General features: G+C 47.5%; 18 protein-coding genes. 13 read left to right on the top strand and 5 right to left on the bottom strand.

The genetic code is table 11. The features are described from left to right. Positions 1-55 precede the first annotated feature (55 nt). The 4 genes from H70357_RS34425 to H70357_RS19825 all read left to right on the top strand — a co-directional run bounded on the left by H70357_RS34425 (position 56) and on the right by H70357_RS19825 (position 2873). The gene (locus H70357_RS34425) at positions 56-1015 is read left to right on the top strand and encodes an ATP-binding cassette domain-containing protein (protein ID WP_052092143.1); all 960 of its coding nucleotides are present in this window, start codon (positions 56-58) and stop codon (positions 1013-1015) included. Further along, entirely contained in the window at positions 1012-1722 is a 711-nt protein-coding gene (locus H70357_RS19835) for a hypothetical protein (protein ID WP_038593117.1), read from the top strand. Before H70357_RS34425 ends, H70357_RS19835 begins: the two co-directional genes overlap by 4 nt. Positions 1723-1794: 72 nt before the next feature. Continuing rightward, entirely contained in the window at positions 1795-2259 is a 465-nt protein-coding gene (locus H70357_RS19830) for a hypothetical protein (RefSeq protein WP_038593114.1), read from the top strand. Next, positions 2256-2873: a class I SAM-dependent methyltransferase gene (locus H70357_RS19825; protein ID WP_038593112.1), complete on the top strand. Its 618-nt coding sequence runs from the start codon at positions 2256-2258 to the stop codon at positions 2871-2873. Before H70357_RS19830 ends, H70357_RS19825 begins: the two co-directional genes overlap by 4 nt. A gap of 90 nt (positions 2874-2963) precedes the next feature. Here the strand turns inward: H70357_RS19825 and H70357_RS19820 are convergent, their stop codons facing one another. Next, positions 2964-4220, bottom strand: a complete 1257-nt coding sequence (locus H70357_RS19820) for a winged helix-turn-helix domain-containing protein (RefSeq protein ID WP_038593109.1) — start codon at positions 4218-4220, stop codon at positions 2964-2966. A gap of 176 nt (positions 4221-4396) precedes the next feature. On the opposite strand from H70357_RS19820, the gene H70357_RS19815 reads away from it, so the two are divergent. From H70357_RS19815 to H70357_RS19795, 5 genes are all read left to right on the top strand, one after another. After that, positions 4397-5722, top strand: coding sequence for a sensor histidine kinase (locus tag H70357_RS19815; protein WP_038593107.1), 1326 nt, complete (start codon positions 4397-4399; stop codon positions 5720-5722). After that, positions 5719-6468, top strand: coding sequence for a response regulator transcription factor (locus tag H70357_RS19810; RefSeq protein ID WP_038593104.1), 750 nt, complete (start codon positions 5719-5721; stop codon positions 6466-6468). Before H70357_RS19815 ends, H70357_RS19810 begins: the two co-directional genes overlap by 4 nt. Positions 6469-6902: 434 nt before the next feature. Then, on the top strand, positions 6903-7826 hold the full coding sequence (locus tag H70357_RS19805) for an ABC transporter ATP-binding protein (RefSeq protein WP_038593101.1): 924 nt from the start codon (positions 6903-6905) through the stop codon (positions 7824-7826). Then, positions 7819-8523, top strand: a complete 705-nt coding sequence (locus tag H70357_RS19800; RefSeq protein ID WP_038593099.1) for an ABC transporter permease — start codon at positions 7819-7821, stop codon at positions 8521-8523. Before H70357_RS19805 ends, H70357_RS19800 begins: the two co-directional genes overlap by 8 nt. A gap of 3 nt (positions 8524-8526) precedes the next feature. Continuing rightward, on the top strand, positions 8527-9399 hold the full coding sequence (locus H70357_RS19795) for a DUF4097 family beta strand repeat-containing protein (RefSeq protein WP_038593096.1): 873 nt from the start codon (positions 8527-8529) through the stop codon (positions 9397-9399). A 67-nt stretch (positions 9400-9466) separates the two neighbouring features. Here H70357_RS19795 and H70357_RS19790 read toward each other — a convergent pair whose 3' ends face one another. Further along, positions 9467-11560, bottom strand: coding sequence for an ABC transporter ATP-binding protein (locus H70357_RS19790; protein ID WP_156130905.1), 2094 nt, complete (start codon positions 11558-11560; stop codon positions 9467-9469). A 54-nt stretch (positions 11561-11614) separates the two neighbouring features. Further along, positions 11615-13363, bottom strand: coding sequence for an ABC transporter ATP-binding protein (locus H70357_RS19785; protein ID WP_038593091.1), 1749 nt, complete (start codon positions 13361-13363; stop codon positions 11615-11617). A gap of 513 nt (positions 13364-13876) precedes the next feature. On the opposite strand from H70357_RS19785, the gene H70357_RS19780 reads away from it, so the two are divergent. After that, the gene (locus H70357_RS19780) at positions 13877-14194 is read left to right on the top strand and encodes a HesB/YadR/YfhF family protein (RefSeq protein ID WP_038593088.1); all 318 of its coding nucleotides are present in this window, start codon (positions 13877-13879) and stop codon (positions 14192-14194) included. 141 nt (positions 14195-14335) lie between these two features. On the opposite strand, the gene H70357_RS19775 is transcribed toward H70357_RS19780, so the two are convergent. Beyond that, positions 14336-14851 carry a hypothetical protein gene (locus tag H70357_RS19775; RefSeq protein ID WP_038593085.1) on the bottom strand — a complete coding sequence of 172 codons (516 nt, stop codon included), beginning with the start codon at positions 14849-14851 and terminating at the stop codon, positions 14336-14338. A 124-nt stretch (positions 14852-14975) separates the two neighbouring features. Between H70357_RS19775 and H70357_RS19770 the strand changes: the two genes are divergently transcribed. From H70357_RS19770 to H70357_RS19760, 3 genes are all read left to right on the top strand, one after another. After that, positions 14976-16724 (top strand): ABC transporter ATP-binding protein, encoded by a 1749-nt coding sequence (locus tag H70357_RS19770; RefSeq protein WP_038593082.1) that lies wholly within the window; start codon positions 14976-14978, stop codon positions 16722-16724. Between the two features lie 143 nt (positions 16725-16867). After that, complete coding sequence (locus H70357_RS19765) at positions 16868-17287, top strand: MerR family transcriptional regulator (protein WP_038593079.1); 420 nt, start codon at positions 16868-16870, stop codon at positions 17285-17287. After that, positions 17284-17853: a hypothetical protein gene (locus tag H70357_RS19760; protein WP_038593076.1), complete on the top strand. Its 570-nt coding sequence runs from the start codon at positions 17284-17286 to the stop codon at positions 17851-17853. Before H70357_RS19765 ends, H70357_RS19760 begins: the two co-directional genes overlap by 4 nt. Before the next feature lie 87 nt (positions 17854-17940). On the opposite strand, the gene H70357_RS19755 is transcribed toward H70357_RS19760, so the two are convergent. Then, complete coding sequence (locus H70357_RS19755; RefSeq protein ID WP_038593073.1) at positions 17941-18384, bottom strand: DUF441 domain-containing protein; 444 nt, start codon at positions 18382-18384, stop codon at positions 17941-17943. Positions 18385-18388: the final 4 nt, after the last annotated feature.

Genomic DNA, 18388 nt, shown 5'->3' with positions numbered 1-18388 from the left:
GTCCATTAGATGCGCTAAGCAAGCTTGGCTTCTGGCTAAGGGGGAAGACAGCCGAATGGCGTTTCGAAGTATTAGTGAACACCGATTGACGGACCGCAGCGGTCCTTTGATTGAACTTACCCGGGCTACCAAGGTTTATGGAGGACGCCCAGTTTTACGTGAAGTCTCACTCACGGTGGAAAGTGGAACGGCTCTGGCTTTGATCGGACGTAACGGTTCCGGCAAAAGTACGCTGCTCTCCATTTTAGCTGGACTTACCCAGCTTACTTCCGGGACAATCCAACGCAGCAAGGGGACGATTTCGATTGGTTATGCACCCGAGGCTTTCCCGGGTCTTAAATTTTCTGCTGAACAGTACTTACGCAGTATGGGCCGGATCGGCGGGATGCCGGAGGCGGGACTGCAAGAGCGCATAACAGCGCTGCTGGAGGCTTTTCATCTGGAGCAGTTCCGGACGTATCCTATGACCAGCTTCTCTAAAGGAATGCTGCAAAAGGTGAATCTGATTCAAAGTCTGCTTCCGAAGCCAGAATTGCTGCTGCTTGACGAGCCTATGTCCGGCCTGGATCTTCCGGCACAGCATACGCTGATTGAACTTCTTCAAGAGTTGAAGCAAGGCGGTACAGCGATGGTATTCTCCGTTCATGAGCCGCTTTGTGTGGAAACCCTTGCCGATGGCGTACATGTGCTTCAAGCAGGCCAAACGGTCATGAAGGTATCAGAAACAGCGAGTCTGCAGGATAAGCCTTCCACATACATAATGTGCACAGCTATTGCTCCTCAACAAAAATCGGCTTTGGCGGAGATGCCGTGGTTGATCTCTATAGAAGCGGTTCGGGATGAGTACGGGATGGAATGTTCCGGTTTAACTGTGGAAAGGGAATGGACAGATCAATGTCTCAGGGTTGTGCTTGATGCGGGCGGATCGGTGATTTCTGTAGAACGGCGCCGCGGCTTATCAGGGCTTATGCAATGGATGGACCCGAAGACTGTCCAGGAGGTACAACCTTTATGAGATCGCTGATCGCGTATTTTCTACGCAGTTATACCTTTTCTCAGCGGTATTTCGCTCCCGTTGCCGGAACTCTGATCGCTGTGCTGATTCTCTACTCCTATAAGCCTAACCCGGTGATGAACAGCTATGCGGCGTCGGCAGTGATGTTGTTCGTCGGTTGTGCCTGGCTGGGACTGAGCTTTCTGAATCATGAGCAGGCGGTGCAGCGGCAGGTAGCTGTGGTTCATCTGCGAAGTGCGGTTAAGCACAGCATTGGGGAAATGCTGACAATGGGGGTGCTTACTCTGCTGCTCAGCTTCGTGATTGTGATGTATCCTATAGTTACGGGGAATTTTAGCGATCCCGTGGGAGGGTACCGTTTATTTCTTGCTTTAGCCGGACATGCGCTGCTCGGGTTCCTGGGAATTGCAATCTCGCTCTATTTGCAGTCCTCCTGGGTTTCCAAAAATAGCTATGCTGCGGGATCAATGCTGATCATCATCACGCTGTCTATAGGGGGTACCCAACTGCAGGAGCTTGTCCCGGGTCCTGTCATGCCTATCCTGCTGCCGCCGGTGTCACCGGTTATGGATGCTTTGATGAACGCGGATGATTTGCCTGCTTCAGCACTGCTGGGTTCCTTCGCCCACACGCTGGCCTACATTTCTGTGCTGACCGGCTTTTATTTGTACCGCACCAGCCGAATGGATGTTAACAAAAACTTGTGAGAAACAGACTTGGCGTGAAGCCATTTAAATTCATTTTCTGAAAAACGAAGAGAGAGAGAAACGGGAGGAAAGATGAAGGATACACAAATACCGGAGAGTGAACAATCCAAAGAGCTATTTGCTTATTTCGGGCTGGCAGTCTATTATTGTCAGGCTCTGGAGCAGCAGTTGACCAATCTGCTGCTGCTTACGAAGCTGTCTCAGGGGAAGACACCTACTGAAGCGGATCTCGCAGATCTGTATCAGCGCAAACTCAGCAATTCACTCGGCCAGCTCATCAAAGAAATCCAGCATCATTTTCCATTCTCGGAAGAGGAGACGGTGCAGCTGCAAGCAGTCTGGAAGCAGCGCAACCATATTGTCCATGACTATTTCAAGGAGCGTATTCAGGAGACCTTCACTCCGGCCGGCAGGGCCCACATGATCCGTGAGCTGAAGCGTTTCAAGAACAAGGCCAGAAGATTGGAAATCAAGCTGCAGGGCTACTGTACGGAGATGTACACGAAATTGGGACTTGAGGAGGAGGATTTAATGTGAATGAAGTTTATAAGCAAATTCCACTGTACAGATACCTTAGTTTCTGTAATGAAAGTGACCTCGAACGGACTGTGCTGGATTGCGGAGCAGGTGGAGACAGCCCTCCACTTGGCTTATTCGCCCAGTATGGGTATGTGGCCAGCGGCATAGACTGTAATCCGGAGCAAATAGATGTAGCTCAGACCTGGGCTGCAGAAAAGGGCTATGAACTGGAAATACAGCAAGGTGATATGCGGCAGCTTGCCTTTGATGATGAGTCATTCAGCTTCGTCTACTCCTATAATTCTATCTTTCATATGAGGAAATTGGAGGTCGCACAATCCATAGAAGAAATGAAGAGAGTGCTGAAGCCTGGCGGGATCATGTTTGTTAACTTTTTGACGGTGAATGATTTCCGCTGCGGTGAAGGCGGCGATCTTGGACAGAATCAATACGAGCAGTTTGACGATGATCTGCCGGTGATCCACTCTTACTATACCGCTACAGAACCGGATGAATTGTTCAGCGGGATGAAGTTGCTGTATAAGGAAGACAGGGTGCTGCAGCGAATATATGACGGTCAACTGATCACCCAGGGTTTTGTAGATTATATCGTGCAGAAACCGCTTCGCTAACATGTATACATAGTAGAGCAAAGAGACTCTCCCGGATAACAGAAATGCTGTCCATAGGAGAGTTTCTTTTGTGTTTAATGAGGAGCTGTGCTACAGATTTGCTGTCTCCAGCGCTTCAAGTCCACATGCCTTGATCACCTCCGGGGCAAATTGGATAGCGGATGCTCCTGTGCAGCGCGCTAGGGAAGACAGAGCCTGCCGCAGTGCGGGTACCCTCTCTGCAGTAAGCACCTCTTCAGGCTCCCACCACCAGCGGGTGATGGTAAGGATGCCGCTTTTTCTGTTCATGACCGGCTCAAACCGGCCGATAAAACGGTCACCGTACAGGAGCGGAAGCACGTAGTAACCATATTCCCGTTCCACCACAGGTTTGTATACCTCCCAGCGGTAATGAAATCCGAACAGCTGCCGGATCAGTTCTCTGTCCCACAACAGATTGTCCAAGGGAGCCAGAGCAGCGGCGAAACTTCCCGGAGAAAATCTACTTCCGGGATCTTCTGCCTCTTCCCCCAGCTGCAGCACAGCTTCAAGCTCGGGCGCATCCATTGTCCGCATGTAAAGCGGCAGCTTAATACCCTCCACGTGCACCTCGCGCAGGCTGTCATTCTGCAGCAGGCGCTGCACTGCCGCGGTCCGCTCTTTGCTCTTCAGACCGGATATGCCAAGCCATCCATCACCTGATTTATTCCACTGGAGTCCGATGCTGCCAATGCGCCGCAGCACGTACCAGTCATGGTATTGTTCAGTCGTGGGATTGGGATCGGCTGCTGCAACGACCTGCTCCGGCAGCAGGCGTGACGTGAAATCGTAGTAGCGGCGGGTATGCACACGGTGATGAATGGACACTTCACCCCGGAAGTACATGGTTTCCAGAGCTGCCCGAGACAATCTGGCAGGGGCCCAGGCCCAGTTAATTTTCTCTTTGCCTTCCAGGTCCAGAGAAGAGAGGGGGCCGCGCTGACTCAGCGCATCACGGACTTGCAGCACCGTTGCTTCCAAAGGTTCATTTCCCTGGTGATGCCCGGAGGCTGCTTCCCTCAGCCGCTGGAAGCAGGGCCAGTCTTCCGTGCAATAGATCGACATGTTCTTGTCCCAGCCGTCGATCAGCAGCCTGTCCTGGTACAGAAGCTCATTGGCTTGAGCGGGAATAAAGCCGGGAACCCGTGCCTGAAGCACAAGCTCATGATTATGCCCGGCAATATTCAGCGGATCATATTGAATACAGCCTACATGGCGAACGAATTCATAAATACCTGTCTTGCCGCCAGGAAGACCACCGGCGATCAGCCCCTGATGCTGCAGCAAAAAAAGTCTAGCCTGCTTCTTGCTTATGTTGTAGGTAATCATTATCGATCACTCCAATCATATGTATTAGATTCCATTATATAGAACAAATGTTCTGTACACAAATACAATTTAGCAGGAGTAAGGGAAGTTTAGTGATAGACTGGAGAGTATCATTAAGTTAATATGGCAATTGGTGGTAAAGGGGATTTTTCGTGTGAAGACTGGTGGTGTTTAAAATGATTCATTTAATAATGATAATTCAAATCGTAAGCTTCTTTTTTATTTATCAATCCGTTTCCCGCTATCACTTTAGTGTCAAAGAAATAACAATCTGGCTAATGATATTCATAAGCATTGGAGTTGTTTCTACATATTTTATCGGAGTATGGGGGGCCGTTGCTCTATTTTTCTGTTTTGTGGGCATGTCTTATTTTAAAAATCAAAAAACGTTTACCTCTTTAGGTGTGTTTTACGGGGCGTATGCCTTGGTCATGAATTCATTTTTAGGTTATCTCGCAGCAGATCCGATTACAAACTTAATTGAGTTTGTTTTTAGACAATCATCGGTTAATATAGACTATCTTCCTTATCTTTTTACAGCTATGGCGCCACCCATAATGAATGAGATCGGCCTAAGAGTGGTACGCCACTATGTTCCACAGCTCAATAAAGAAATTCTGCGGGAATCCAGCAAAGTGATTCTTTTTCCGGTGATCATTCTTTTAATCATCATTATCCTTTCGGTCTATCCGATTTTATCCATTGGTAATAAGACTGGTGATTTCAACTCGTTTCATCGAACATTATTATTAGGGATGTGGCTGCTATTTATCATTGCTTTGCTGTATATGCAGTTTCAATACAATCATATCCGGAAAAGAGAAATTGAAAAATCTAAAAGTGAGCAATTGATACAACTAACGGATTATGCAACGCAGCTCGAAAAAATTTATGATGAATTCAGAAGCTTCCGTCATGACTATGCGAATATCCTATTGACTCTGGAGGAAGGGATTCATCGGGAAGATTGGGATCAAGTCAAGCAGGTATATGAACAAACAGTTAAGCCAACGGGGCAATTGATGCGTAAGAATGAGTATAGCTTTGTCAAGCTGCGCAACCTGCATGTATCAGAGATCAAAAGTATTCTCGCCGCCAAAATTTTAATCGCCCAGCAAATGAAAATTGATGTTGCTTTGGAAATTGAAGATCCCGTTCATGCCATTCAAATGGAATTGATTTCATTTACAAGGATTCTCTCCATACTACTGGATAATGCGATTGAAGCAGCAACAGATACGGAAGAATCAAAGATTGGCATTGTGTTATTGGAGGATACGGACATACAACTGATAAGAATTGAAAATAGTTGCGGTGAGGAAGTCAATTTGCGACGGTTGGGAGAACGCGGATATTCCTCAAAAGGCAAGGGACGCGGATTAGGTTTATATAATGTGCAGCAAATTATAAAAGAAAATAACTTTGCGTCATTAGAAACAGCGCTCCAATCTGGCCTATTCTCACAGACGCTTACATTAAGAAAGACTGGAGAACAGAAATGAATATATTTATTTTAGAAGATAATTTAATTCAGCAGCAGCGTTTAGAACGGCTCATCAAAACATTAGCGCTGAAGCATCAGATCCGTTACCGGAGTTTAATTTCGACCGCAAGACCTGATGATCTGTTATCGCAGATCGAGAAAGTGGCTGACCATCAATTATATTTTCTTGATTTGCAGATCAATCATGAGGATCAGAAGGGGTTGGAGGTTGCTAAGGAGATCCGGAAAAAAGATCCTTTTGGGACGATTGTTATTGTTACCACACATTCCGAGTTAGCGCCAATAACTTTTACATATCGAGTGGCTGCTTTAGATTTTATTGAAAAGGATTTACCGGAAACAGAATTTATTGAAAAGGTTACAGAGTGTCTTTTGATTGCTGATTCGCGCCGGACGATTCCGGTAAGTTCTGATAACTTTTCATTTGAGAATAAGTATACCAGCTTCCAAATTCCATTTTCCGATATCCTTTATTTTGAGACCATGGAAATTGCACATAAAATAAGATTAATAACAAAATCCAAAGTTCTTGATTTTTACGCTGAATTAAATGAAATTGCAGGTTATGATGAACGTCTGTTCCGTTGCCACCGGGCATTTGTAGTTAATTTAGCTAATATTAGATCCGTGGATAAAAAGAACAAGCTGGTCTTGTTTGATAATGATGAAAGTTGTTCAGTTTCAAGAAGACTGCAAAAGGAAACCCTTGAAAAGATGGAAGCGTTAAGGAAAAATGAGTTTTGAGTTACATACGAAGTGCTGCAGCTATATCTTATATGGCTGTTAGCGCTTTTTTTTGTATGAAAAAGTACCGTCTATGAAGGTTAAAGGACATTTGGTGCGATGAGGCTCTTGAATGGAGGGCAAAAGCCTTATGCTGTAAAAGTGCTACAACAATAAACTACACTCCATCGTTATCGTGGTTTGGAGTTGTGGAATTTTATCAATATAAGTTGAACAAAAGAACTACCTAGAGGCAAAAGCAGCGGAGGGGAAGTTTGGAACTGTAGGAGCGATAGCGACCGCCTTTGTCTACGGATTTCAACCGCAAATAGCGGTATAAATCAAGAAATCTGTAGACAACAGCGGCCGGAAGTCCAAACATTCACCGGAGTTGCGTTCTATGCCGGCTTGGTAAGTCTAAAGTTCAACTTATATAGAACGAGAGGCGGGGAACAATGGGGACCATGATCATGATTAACCAACTATCAAAGGCTTATAAGGGAAACGAAATAGTGTCAAATGTAACCATGCATATTGAATCTGGTGAAATCTACGGTTTCTTAGGACCAAACGGTGCGGGAAAAACAACAATTATGAAAATGATTCTTAATTTGGTGAAGCCAACATCCGGCGAAATTTTTGTACTCAATCAACCTGTGTTACAAACCTCTTTTCAATACTTAGGACATATCGGCAGTATCATTGAATATCCCGTTTTTTATGAACGGCTGACAGCTGCCGAAAACTTACAATATCATTGTGATTATACGCAGATTCATGCTGAGGACCGGATTCATGAGGTCTTAGAAACGGTTGGCTTAACCGGTGTGGAGGATAAAAAAGTACATGAGTTTTCTTTAGGAATGAAACAGCGATTGGGTATTGCCAGAGCCATCCTCACAAAGCCTGAGATCTTGATTCTGGACGAACCGATTAATGGTTTAGACCCTGTGGGAATTAAGGATATTCGCATGCTTTTGCTGAAGCTTAAGAAGGAGTGCGGTATGACAATTTTAGTCTCCAGCCATATTGTTTCAGAGATTGAATCGATTGCAGATACGATCGGAATCATTAATCATGGACAATTAATTAAGGAAGTTAAGATGAGTGAAATCATCAGCGAAAATGTTGAATACCTGGAGATAAAAGTGACTGACAGTAAGCAGGCTTCACTTGTGCTGGAGAGAAAATTAAACATCCATGACTATGAAGCGGTTGATCTGGAAACCATCCGGGTCTATCAACAAGATGTATCTCAATCGGTCATTAATAAAGAGCTGGTGCTCAATAATATCGTTGTAAATCGTATCGGAACACAGCAAAGCAACTTAGAAGAGTATTTCCTGGATCTTATTCATGGAGGCAGACAACATGCTTAGACTAATGAAGATTGAATGGAAGAGAAATAATCTGGCGGGATATAGTATTAGGGCCGTGATTAGTATGATGATTATATTTGGAATGGTTGCAGGAATGGCTGTCATGTCAAATGCTCAGGATGAACCAATGTTTTTAGATTTTACAGCCTTTATGTCACTGGCTAACATCTTTATTCGCGTTACCTTTGTTGTTTTTTCAGGCATCATTATTTCCAGACTTGTGATTGATGAATATAAGAATAAGACCATTCAATTGTTATTTACCTATCCCATCCAACGCAAAAAAGTGATGCAAGCAAAGTTGATGATCGTATTAGTCTTCTGTTTCACATGTCTAGTGATTTCCACCTTCATCATTGAAGTATTGACAGTGTTATTAAATCCGGCAGCTCATTTTTTTGAAACAGCTGCATCAAAAGAAGATGTGCTGGCTACCTTCCCAGCCATTCTTATGGCTTCGGCAATGACAGCTGGCTTAAGTCTTATTCCATTGTCTTTCGGGATGCGTAAAAAATCTACAGCCACAACAATTACTAGTTCAGTAATCTTAGGGATTCTGCTAAATTCTATGATTTCTGATGGCAGCAGTTCTGTATCCATGTTTCAATTTATCGGCGTACCTATAGTTTTCTGCTTGTTAGGGTTGGCCCTAGCTTATTTATCCTATCGAAAAATTGACAGAACGGATGTTGCATAAACCATGAAAACTAATAAGTGGATTTGGATATCGATGGCGGTTGTTCTGGTGGGAATCCTTGTTGTTGGCTTGCAAGGTGGAGCTCAAGATTTTGAGTTGACAGAAGACTTCCCGGCGAATGAAATTCAGAGTATTGAAATGAATAATGATTCATGGGATCTTGTAGTGAAGGAATCAACAGACAATCAAGTTCATGTAGATATTGTGGGTTATCAGACGGACAAGCAGAAGGCTCCTGTTGTAGTGACACGTAATTCTAATAACTTGGTGATACAACAAGATAAGCAAATTGGCGGGGCCTTTTCAGCTTTTTCTTTTCATAAAGAGGGAACTATCACAGTCTTAATTCCCAAAAATACAGTAGAAAGAGTCAGAATGGTCAACAATGATGGAGATATCAATATTCGAACGTTGGCAACCCATAATTTAATCGTTGAAAATAAAGCAGGCAGTGTGAAATTTAATCAAGTTGAAGCAGATTCAGGGGACCTAAATCTCATAGAAGGGGACCTGAATGTAAAGGATAGCTCATTTGATAGAATAGACGTAGCTGCCAGGGGGAATGACCTTTATTTTAAAAATGTAACCAGTTCTGTTATGAATCTTTATTCTAAAAGTGGCGAAATCGTTCTTGGCGGGGTTGTGGAAAAAGGTGAAATGAGAGTCGAAACATCAACTGGAGATATTCAAGTAGGGTATCAAACTGAGCCATCCAACTTGAAAGTAGCAGTGGATAATGCAAAAGGAGATACGACGGTTCACTTGAAGAAGCTCTTGCCCACGAAGAATACAGACAAGAATGTAGATGGAACTATTGGCAATGGGGAGAATTTACTGCAAGTCAAAAGTAAATCAGGAAGTATTACTATTAAGTAAATTAAAAAGAGACAGGCTCCTCAATATATGAGGAACTGTCTCTTTTTGGGGAGAAGCAGTTGAATCACTAGCCCTGCTTGAACGAAGGCTGCAGGGCTGCGGCAGAGGCGGAAGAAGATGCGGAAGCCGAGCCGGCCGCAGCTCCGTTTTCCGCACCGGCACCGAGTTGAAGCTGGTACATGCGGAAGTAGCGACCACCCAGCGCCATGAGCTCATCATGGCTGCCGCGCTCAACGATTTCACCGTGATGCAGGACAAGAATCTGATCCGCACTGCGGATTGTGGATAAGCGGTGAGCGATGATGAAGGTGGTGCGGCCTTTCTTCAGCACCTCCAGCGCTTCCTGAATGATGCTTTCTGTCTCCGTATCGATGTTGGAGGTCGCTTCATCCAGGATAAGAATGGCCGGATCAAAGGACAACGCCCGGGCAAATGAAATCAGCTGACGCTGGCCGGCCGAAAGCGTGCTACCTTTCTCCACCACCGGTTCGTCGAAGCCCTTGGGCAGATGAGACAGCAGCTTATCCGCACCGACTTCCCGCAGTGCCCGTTCCACCCGCTCCCGTGTGATCCGCTCGTCCCCGAGACTGACATTGGAAGCGATGGTCCCTGTGAACAAGTAAGGATCCTGAAGCACAATTCCCATATGGCTTCGCAGCCACTGCTTCGGCAGATCTTTAACTTCTTGACCATCAATGGTAATGCTTCCGCGCTGCGGATCATAGAAGCGGAACAGGAGATTGATGATCGAGCTTTTACCGGAGCCGGTATGTCCCACCAGAGCGACAGTTTCACCAGAGCGGGCCTCAAAGGAAATGTCGCGCAGGACGAAGTCTTTTTTGTAAGCAAAGGAAACGTCTTTAAACACCACATCTCCCTTGTAACGCGGCATGGAACCATCGGTCACCGGTTCGCCGGGTTCATCCATAAGTGTAAATACGCGGCCGGCAGAGACCATCGAGGAATCCAGATTGGCCAGTTGGTTGACCATCCCGGTAATTGGCTGGAACATCCGTCCGAGCACGTCGACGAAGGCGTACAGCACACCCAGCGACACAAAGGTAGAGCCATCCAGGCTGCCGAATCCAAAGTACCATAATACCAGTACAAAGGAGAGGCTGCGCAGCGAGTTCACCAGGTTGTGGGAAGTGAAGGCATTCAGGTTGAGCATTTTATTCTGATATTTCAGATAATCATCGTTCAGGCGCTCGAATTCTTCACTGCTCTGCTTCTGGCGGCGGAAAATGCGGATGATCGACATCCCTTGAATCGATTCATTGATGATGGCGTTGATCTCACTAAGCCGCGAACGGATGATGGTATTATATTTGGTGGCAACTTTGCGGTACAGCACGATCCAGAGGATCACAATCGGGACAATGAACAGACTGACCAGTCCGAGGTGAATATCCAGCAGGAACAGGGCGACATAAACGCCGATGATATTGATAATCCCTGTGCTGAAGTTGGATAATACGGCTATGAACAGATCCTTGACCGCTTCCGTATCGTTCGTAACCCGGGAGACGACCTTACCGGCAGGCAGATTGTCGAAGAAATAAACAGGCAGCCGCTGGATATGGGCGTACACATCGGTCCGCAGCTTGCGGATGACCTGATTGGCCGACGATTGCAGCCAGTAGGTTTTACCGAATTCCGCTATGATCGAGATGACCAGGAATATCGCGTACAGTCCTACCAGTTTATAAATGCCGGGGAATTCAGGTTTGTAAAAAGCGAATAATTCATTTGCCGAGAGCTTCTCGGCAGGATAGACACTCAGAGTGTCTCCGTATTGGATATGCATCTCTCCGTCACGGAAGGTCCGCTCGCCTGCAGGCTGCGCTACGGCTTCATTGATGAAGTAGAAGCTTTTTCCGACCTGTAGCAGGCGGATTTCCTGGCCTTTGGCTTCGCCTTCGGCAAACCGGTCACCGCGTTTGTAGAAGGAATTATTATATTCAGCGGCATCCTTGGAAGAGTCCGTCTGGAAGTAGGGCTTCTCTATGGCCAGCAGATGATTGTCGATCATGCTCTTGGCGATAAAAGGCCCTGCCAGCTCGGCTGCCACTCCGATAGTAAGCAGCAGTAGTGCTGCGATAAATGTTTTTTTGGCAGTTAATGCGTACTGCAGCAGGCGTTTGCCCGTACTTTGTGTCAACGGTGACACCTCCTAAACGTTTTTAGGGAGCTTCAAAAAGCCTATGCTCATCATTTATTCATTCGTTAAATTGTTCTCCACCTGCTGGCGGTCGAACTGCTCACGATACCAGCCGTTCATGTTCAGCAGCTCCTGATGCGTGCCCCGCTCTGTTATATGTCCGTTATCCAGTACAACGATCAGATCGGCATGCTCAATAGCAGAGAGACGGTGAGTGGAGATCAGCGTGGTTTTGCCGGCACGCTCCGAGCGGATGTTCTCGATAATTTTGGCTTCTGTACGTGCGTCAACGGCAGAAAGCGCATCATCCAGGATCAGAATATCGGGATTTGCGATAAAGGCTCTGGAGATCGAGACGCGCTGTTTCTGGCCTCCGGAAAGAGAGACACCGCGTTCACCCACTAAGGTATCCAGGCCGTCAGACAAGGTACCGAGGTCATTCTGGAAAGCCGCTGCCGTGATGGCTTCCATAATCCGTTCGTCGCTGGCATTATTGTACCCGAACTGGATGTTCTCACGAACCGATTTGGAGAACAGAATTTGCTCCTGCGGCACATAACCCATCCAGCCGTGCAGGCGGTCGAGGGCAATTTGCCCAATCGGCACACCGGAGATCAGGATGTCACCTTTACCGGACGGATATTCATGAAGCAGCTGTTTCAGCAAGGTTGATTTGCCGCTGCCTGTGCGTCCGACTACCCCGAGCGTCTGTCCCTGGGAGAGGGAGAAGCTGACGCCGCTTAGATTGTCGATGGTCGAAGTAGGGTAACGGAACGTTACATCCTTTAGCTCAATACGGGTCGGGTATTCAACCGGAACCGGATGAGCAATATCCTCAACATCAGGACGGGAATTCAGCGTCTCATCGATCCGTTCAAGGGATGCTCCGCCGCGCTGCATAATATTGATCAGCTCACCGATCGCGAACATCGGCCACACGATCATCCCCAGATACATATTGAAGGAAACCAAATCTCCAAGTGTAATTTGATTGCGGAATACAAGATAAATGCCGTAGGTAAGCGCGATAATATAGCTTAGTCCCACACAAAAGCGGATCGTTGGTTCAAAAAAGGCATCAACGCGGGCTACCGCCATATTTTTGCGGTATACATCCTCCGTAATGTCGGAGAATCGTTTCTCGTCCATACGTTCCTGTACGTAGGCCCGGATCACGCGAATACCGGATACGGATTCCAGTACCTGGTCGTTCATATCTCCGAAGGCATCCTGTGCCAGGCTGTACCGGTCATGAATGGCCTTGCCATAGTAAATCATGGCGATGGCGATCAGCGGAAGCGGCAGCACTGCCGCGAGTGTCAGCTTCCAGCTGACCAGAAAGCCCATGGCCAGCAGCACAACGGTAAGGTAAACCGTTGAATCCACCAGAGTCAGCATCCCGAAGCCGACGGTTGCCGATACGGCACGGATATCATTGGTTGCCCGGGCCATGAGGTCACCGGTACGGTTGCGCTCGAAGAAGGAAGGCGTCATCGTCATAAGATGATTCATAAAGCGGGAGCGGAGCAGACGCTCCACAAGGTTGGAACCCCCGAACAGCTTATGCATCCATATGTAGGTGATCCAATAAATAATTAGAAGCATGAGGACGATCAGGCCAATATACTTCATTAGGGAACCGGCGGTTATCGAGCCGCGTACGATCTCGTCAATGGCATTGCCGAGCAGACGAGGAGGCAGCAGTTCAAGCACACCAACTACAATTAATAAAATCAGGCCTACTGTGTAGCGCCTTTTCTCCCGGCGGAAGAACCAACCGAGATTTCGGAGAACGGAGAACAAGGGAAATCCCTTCCTTTCGTATTGAATTGATTGCCGGCTGTTGGAATGGTGCGAATAGTGGTTCAGCTCTTAACAGCATACAAAAAGGCATATCATCCGAAAACGGATGATATGCCTGTGATATACAGCAGTTATCATGTCCACGGTGCTAAGACAGCACAGAGACATGGAAGAGACTTGCATAACCTGAAATCAAGATGTACGCGTTACATACATGATTCTTCAGGTGCTTTCCACTACTTGGGCTGCTTTGGTATTCAGTTGTGTACAGTTGCCGACAATAGTATAAAAATCAACTTTAACAAGGTTAAACACCGCGCTCACCCTTTCCTTAGTTTTGGTAATAACTTGAAGACGCTTCGTTATGTTCAGAGTTTATCATCCGCCGTTAAGAATTGTCAAATATAATTTTGAACAAATTTCGAATTAGCAGTATGATAAAATACGTTGCGATAATTTGGAATGAGGACTTTTTTTCAGTATGATAAGAAGAAACGGGAGGAGCTAAAAGACATGAAGATGGTAATCAGCCCAGAAGCCGCCGCCTGGTTTAAGCGGGAATTAGATCTGCAGACAGGGGCGCATATCCGGTTATTTCCCCGTTACAGTTCAGGAGGAGGACTGCATCCAGGGTTTTCACTGGGAATCGCCACCGAACTGCCGGGACGTCCTGCTGTGCAGACTGAGCAGGGAGACCTGATTTTTTATATGGAAGAGCAGGACTTGTGGTATATGGAGGGATACAGCCTATCCATTGTCTATGTGGAGGCTGAGGATGATATCGACTACCAGTATGAGTTACTGCCGGTGGCCGGTGGAGTGCAGCAGTAATTCTACCCAGTGCAGACTGGTTATGCTACAGCACAGGTTACTATCTGAAAAAGCCCTTGCCAAAAGGCAGGGGCTTTTTCAGAAAGAGAATTTACGGATACAAGAATCTATAAGGTTGGGCCTATAAATCCTAAAACGTCATTAGGGCGAGCTGCGGAAGGTCTCTTCCTCCATAGCGAAATCAAAGTCATCAATGTCATACACCTGGACGGGGACTCCGCCTTCGATGATGCGCTGAATAAGCTCGAACTGGTCGGTCAGAATCGGTACTTTCTCACGCTGGGAAGAGAGCAGCAGCTCGGTTTCGATCGGATCAAACAGCTCTCCGTATGTAGCATTATCAATGCTGTTGATGATGGTGATCTGTGCCTGCCCTCCGAGCAGAATGCCGGAGCTCTTGGCCCATGGAACAGCCAGACAGCGGTTGATCTTCTTGGAATTGAGCGGTTCCTCGAAATAGGCGATCAGTTCACGGATCTTCAATTTGACGTGCTGATCATCATCCGCCCGGTTCATTAACGGCTCGTCACTGTCCCGCAGTTCATACAATTCCATGATGGTTGTATAGGGCACTATATATTCTACAGGGCTTTGCGGGATGAGAAGCTGGCCATAAATTGCCATCATGACCGCTTCTGTCACAAATTGTCTAGACATCGTTATCCTCCTGAAGTTCAGGTACTGCAATCGTACTTATGGACTTAAAAATATAAAAACACTGTGGAGCGCAAATGTCAACAGTACCCAGTCAACAAGGTGAAGAGAAAGGGCGTAACCATCTGTGAAACAATGGAAATCTTATTTTGTTTTTGTCCGGCCTTATATGAAATGGATTGTGCTGACGCTGATTATCGGCATGATCAAATTTAGCATTCCGCTAACACTGCCGCTGATTCTGAAATATGTGGTGGATGATCTTCTGAGCAACTCCGTACTGACTGTCGCGGAACGCGTCTCGAAACTGATGTATATCCTCGGAGGCGCATTATTCCTGTTTGTCATTGTCAGAGGTCCTGTTGAGTATTTCCGTCAGTATTTTGCACAGCTGATCACAAGCAAAGTGCTGTTCGACATGCGCAACAAGCTGTACAGCCACTTGCAGCGCCTGTCACTGCGTTACTATCAGAATACAAAGGTAGGCGAGGCCATATCCAGATTCATCAATGATGTGGAGCAGTCAAAGAATCTCGTGGAAGTCGGGATGATGAACGTCTGGCTGGATATGTTCACGCTCGTCTTTGCACTAGGTTTCATGTTCTACCTCAATCCGGTGCTGGCGCTCGTATCCATAGCCATCCTGCCGCTGTACGGCATTGCCGTGAACACACTTTATAAGCGGCTCAAGCTGCTGACCAAGGACCGTTCCCAGGCGCTGGCAGCGATTCAAGGCTATTTGCATGAGCGGATTCAGGGCATTGCGATTATCCGCAGCTTCACGATGGAGCGGGTGGACCAGAAGCAATTTGAGGCTATCAACGGCAAGTTTCTGGAAAAGGCGATGGCCCAAACGCGCTGGAACGCCGTTACTTTTGCTATTATCAATACCTTAACGGACATCGCCCCGCTGCTTGTGATCGGTTATGGGGGATATCAGGTGATACACGGCAATCTGACGCTGGGTACCTTTGTTGCCTTCTTCGGTTACCTGGACCGGATGTATGCCCCGCTGCGGCGGCTGATTAATTCCTCCACCGTGTTGACTCAGGCCTCCGCATCGCTGGAGCGGGTCATGGAGCTATTGGACGAACCTTACGATATCGTCGATCAGCCTGGAGCAAAGCCGCTGAACAATCCGACAGGAGATATAGAGTTCGATCAGGTATGGTTCAAATATGGCGATGAGAACGAATATGTGCTGAAGGATATTAATCTGCGGATAAACCCCGGACAGACGGTGGCCTTTGTAGGGATGAGCGGCGGGGGAAAGTCCTCTCTAATCAGTCTGATCCCGCGGTTCTATGATATCAGTGAAGGCAATCTGCGAATGGACGGGCATGATATCCGGGGGCTGACGCAGGAGAGTCTGCGGCGGACTGTCGGCATGGTACTGCAGGATAATTTCCTGTTCAGCGGTTCGGTGCGCGAGAATATTCTCTTCGGCAATCCGGCGGCTGGTGAGGCGGAAATTGTCTCCGCAGCACAGGCGGCTAACGCGCATGATTTCATCATGCAGCTTCCTGATGGCTATGATACTGAGGTAGGAGAGCGGGGGGTGAAGCTGTCGGGAGGCCAGAAACAGCGCGTGGCGATTGCGCGGGTATTTCTCAAGGACCCGAAGGTGCTTATTCTTGACGAGGCTACCTCGGCACTGGACCTGGAATCGGAGCATCTGATCCAGCAGGCGCTCCAGTCGCTTTCATCCGAGCGCACAACGCTGATTGTCGCCCACAGACTGTCCACGATTACCCATGCAGACCAGATTGTTGTGCTGGAGAATGGAGAGATCACCGAGCGGGGGACCCACGAAGGGCTTATGGCGCTTGACGGAAGTTACGCCCGGCTGTTCAATGTACAACGGCTGGATGCTTGAATAGTGTTTACTGCTATGCGGTTCCTTCGGGAACCGCTTTTTCTTTGCATTTGAATTTAAGTTACAGTATACTGTAACTATAACAGTGAAGTGTAACTGATGTCGGAAGTTTAAATCATTTTTGCGAACGGGAGGATGGTTGGATGAATACCTATACCGGCAAACAGCTTGCCGAACTTCTTCAGAGAGAAGAGCCGGATATGAATCTAAGAACGATACGGTACTATACGCAAATCGGGCTTCTGCCACCGCTGGAATTATCCGGCAACAAACGGGTCTATACCGACCGGCATCTGGAATATTTGCGGGCGATCCTCACCTTGTCCAAAAGCGGGGAGAGTCTGGCAGATATTCAAGAGAAGCTTGCGGGATTGCCTGAGGAGGAAGTGGCTAAGATTGGCGATCGTCTGCGTTTCTACCAAACGGAGCATATTTTCCGCAATGAGACCCTAGTCATTAATGAAGATGTGATGCTTATGGTTAGTCCGCGCATATCTGCAGAACTAAAGTCCGAGCTGGTTGAAACGGTGAACCGGCTGCTGAAGGGAGGCAACACCCCATGACTGGAGCGGCAATCACGATCGAGGTGCGTCTTGCAAAGTCTGTGCTGGAGAATGAAGAGGGAATGAATCACCTCTGGGTCCATTTGGAGCCACTTGGCGGAGGGAAGCAAGCGGTACTTGAACTGCAGCTTCCATCAGGGATCCATTGGGACGGGAAAGCAAAGGGCTATCCACAGGATACCAGTGGCAGAGTCATTATTGAGCAGCCCGAAATACCAAATGACCTTTTATTAGGGATCTATACAATCCAGCCTATGGATTGCGGCTTAGTCAGCTTGAGCATTCATGTGTCATTCATAGATCACTGTGGCATGGAGATCTGTAAAACAGTGCTCGTCCCGCTTAGCATTGTTGATGCAGAAAGTGTGGATGAGGAAACGGTAGAAATAGACGAGGAGGTCATTAGAAGAGTCAAAGAACAGGCCCTAACTGAGCCAACGAGCACTCATCCGGACGGCAGCGACAGCGGAATGGTCGATTGCTCACTTCCCAAGCTCATTCGCTATGACCCCCATTACCGCTCAGAACTCGAGGAAAAATACCGGGTTGAGGGAACAGGTTTATAAGCTTCATCCGCATCCCGACATACCAAACAGGCAGGCCACTCCGCTCATAGTGAGCAGAGTGGCCTGCCTGTCTCCATCTTTAAACCATTATCCACGTCCAATCAGCAGGGAGAGGATACCTGCCGCGATCAGCGGACCTACGGGTACGCCTTTGAAAAAAGCGACACCGATAACCGTGCCGATCAGCAGGCCGGCAACGATCGTAGGCTGGCTGCCCATAAGCACTGCTCCACGCCCACCCAAATAGGCAACAAGGATACCGATCCCAATGGCAAGCAGCGATTTCCAGTGGTAAAACGAATGCCAGATCATTTGCAGCGATATTTTACCGCTCGCCAGCGGAGTCATCACGCCGATGGTGAGGATGATGATCCCGACAGTCAGGCCATACTTTTCGAGCCACGGAAAAGCCTGCTGCAGTCCAAGCACCCTCAGCAGCAGCAGCACAACCATTGCGATCGTTACCGGCGTATTGCTGCTGATAATGCCGAGGGCTGCGAGGCCCAGCAGGAGGAGCGAGGTGATATCCATCGTA

Origin of the sequence: Paenibacillus sp. FSL H7-0357 (genome assembly GCF_000758525.1) — a bacterium.
GTDB lineage: Bacteria > Bacillota > Bacilli > Paenibacillales > Paenibacillaceae > Paenibacillus_AQ.
This window is presented reverse-complemented; position numbering and strand designations above follow the sequence as displayed.

Excerpts from the sequence above, each read along its gene's own strand:
- H70357_RS34425 (WP_052092143.1), top strand. The coding sequence starts at position 56 with ATGGCGTTTCGAAGTATTAGTGAACACCGATTGACGGACCGCAGCGGT.
- H70357_RS19835 (WP_038593117.1), top strand. The coding sequence starts at position 1,012 with ATGAGATCGCTGATCGCGTATTTTCTACGCAGTTATACCTTTTCTCAG.
- H70357_RS19830 (WP_038593114.1), top strand. The coding sequence starts at position 1,795 with ATGAAGGATACACAAATACCGGAGAGTGAACAATCCAAAGAGCTATTT.
- H70357_RS19820 (WP_038593109.1), bottom strand. The coding sequence starts at position 4,220 with ATGATTACCTACAACATAAGCAAGAAGCAGGCTAGACTTTTTTTGCTG.
- H70357_RS19815 (WP_038593107.1), top strand. The coding sequence starts at position 4,397 with ATGATTCATTTAATAATGATAATTCAAATCGTAAGCTTCTTTTTTATT.
- H70357_RS19810 (WP_038593104.1), top strand. The coding sequence starts at position 5,719 with ATGAATATATTTATTTTAGAAGATAATTTAATTCAGCAGCAGCGTTTA.
- H70357_RS19805 (WP_038593101.1), top strand. The coding sequence starts at position 6,903 with ATGGGGACCATGATCATGATTAACCAACTATCAAAGGCTTATAAGGGA.
- H70357_RS19800 (WP_038593099.1), top strand. The coding sequence starts at position 7,819 with ATGCTTAGACTAATGAAGATTGAATGGAAGAGAAATAATCTGGCGGGA.
- H70357_RS19795 (WP_038593096.1), top strand. The coding sequence starts at position 8,527 with ATGAAAACTAATAAGTGGATTTGGATATCGATGGCGGTTGTTCTGGTG.
- H70357_RS19780 (WP_038593088.1), top strand. The coding sequence starts at position 13,877 with ATGAAGATGGTAATCAGCCCAGAAGCCGCCGCCTGGTTTAAGCGGGAA.
- H70357_RS19775 (WP_038593085.1), bottom strand. The coding sequence starts at position 14,851 with ATGTCTAGACAATTTGTGACAGAAGCGGTCATGATGGCAATTTATGGC.
- H70357_RS19765 (WP_038593079.1), top strand. The coding sequence starts at position 16,868 with ATGAATACCTATACCGGCAAACAGCTTGCCGAACTTCTTCAGAGAGAA.
- H70357_RS19760 (WP_038593076.1), top strand. The coding sequence starts at position 17,284 with ATGACTGGAGCGGCAATCACGATCGAGGTGCGTCTTGCAAAGTCTGTG.
- H70357_RS19755 (WP_038593073.1), bottom strand. The coding sequence starts at position 18,384 with ATGGATATCACCTCGCTCCTCCTGCTGGGCCTCGCAGCCCTCGGCATT.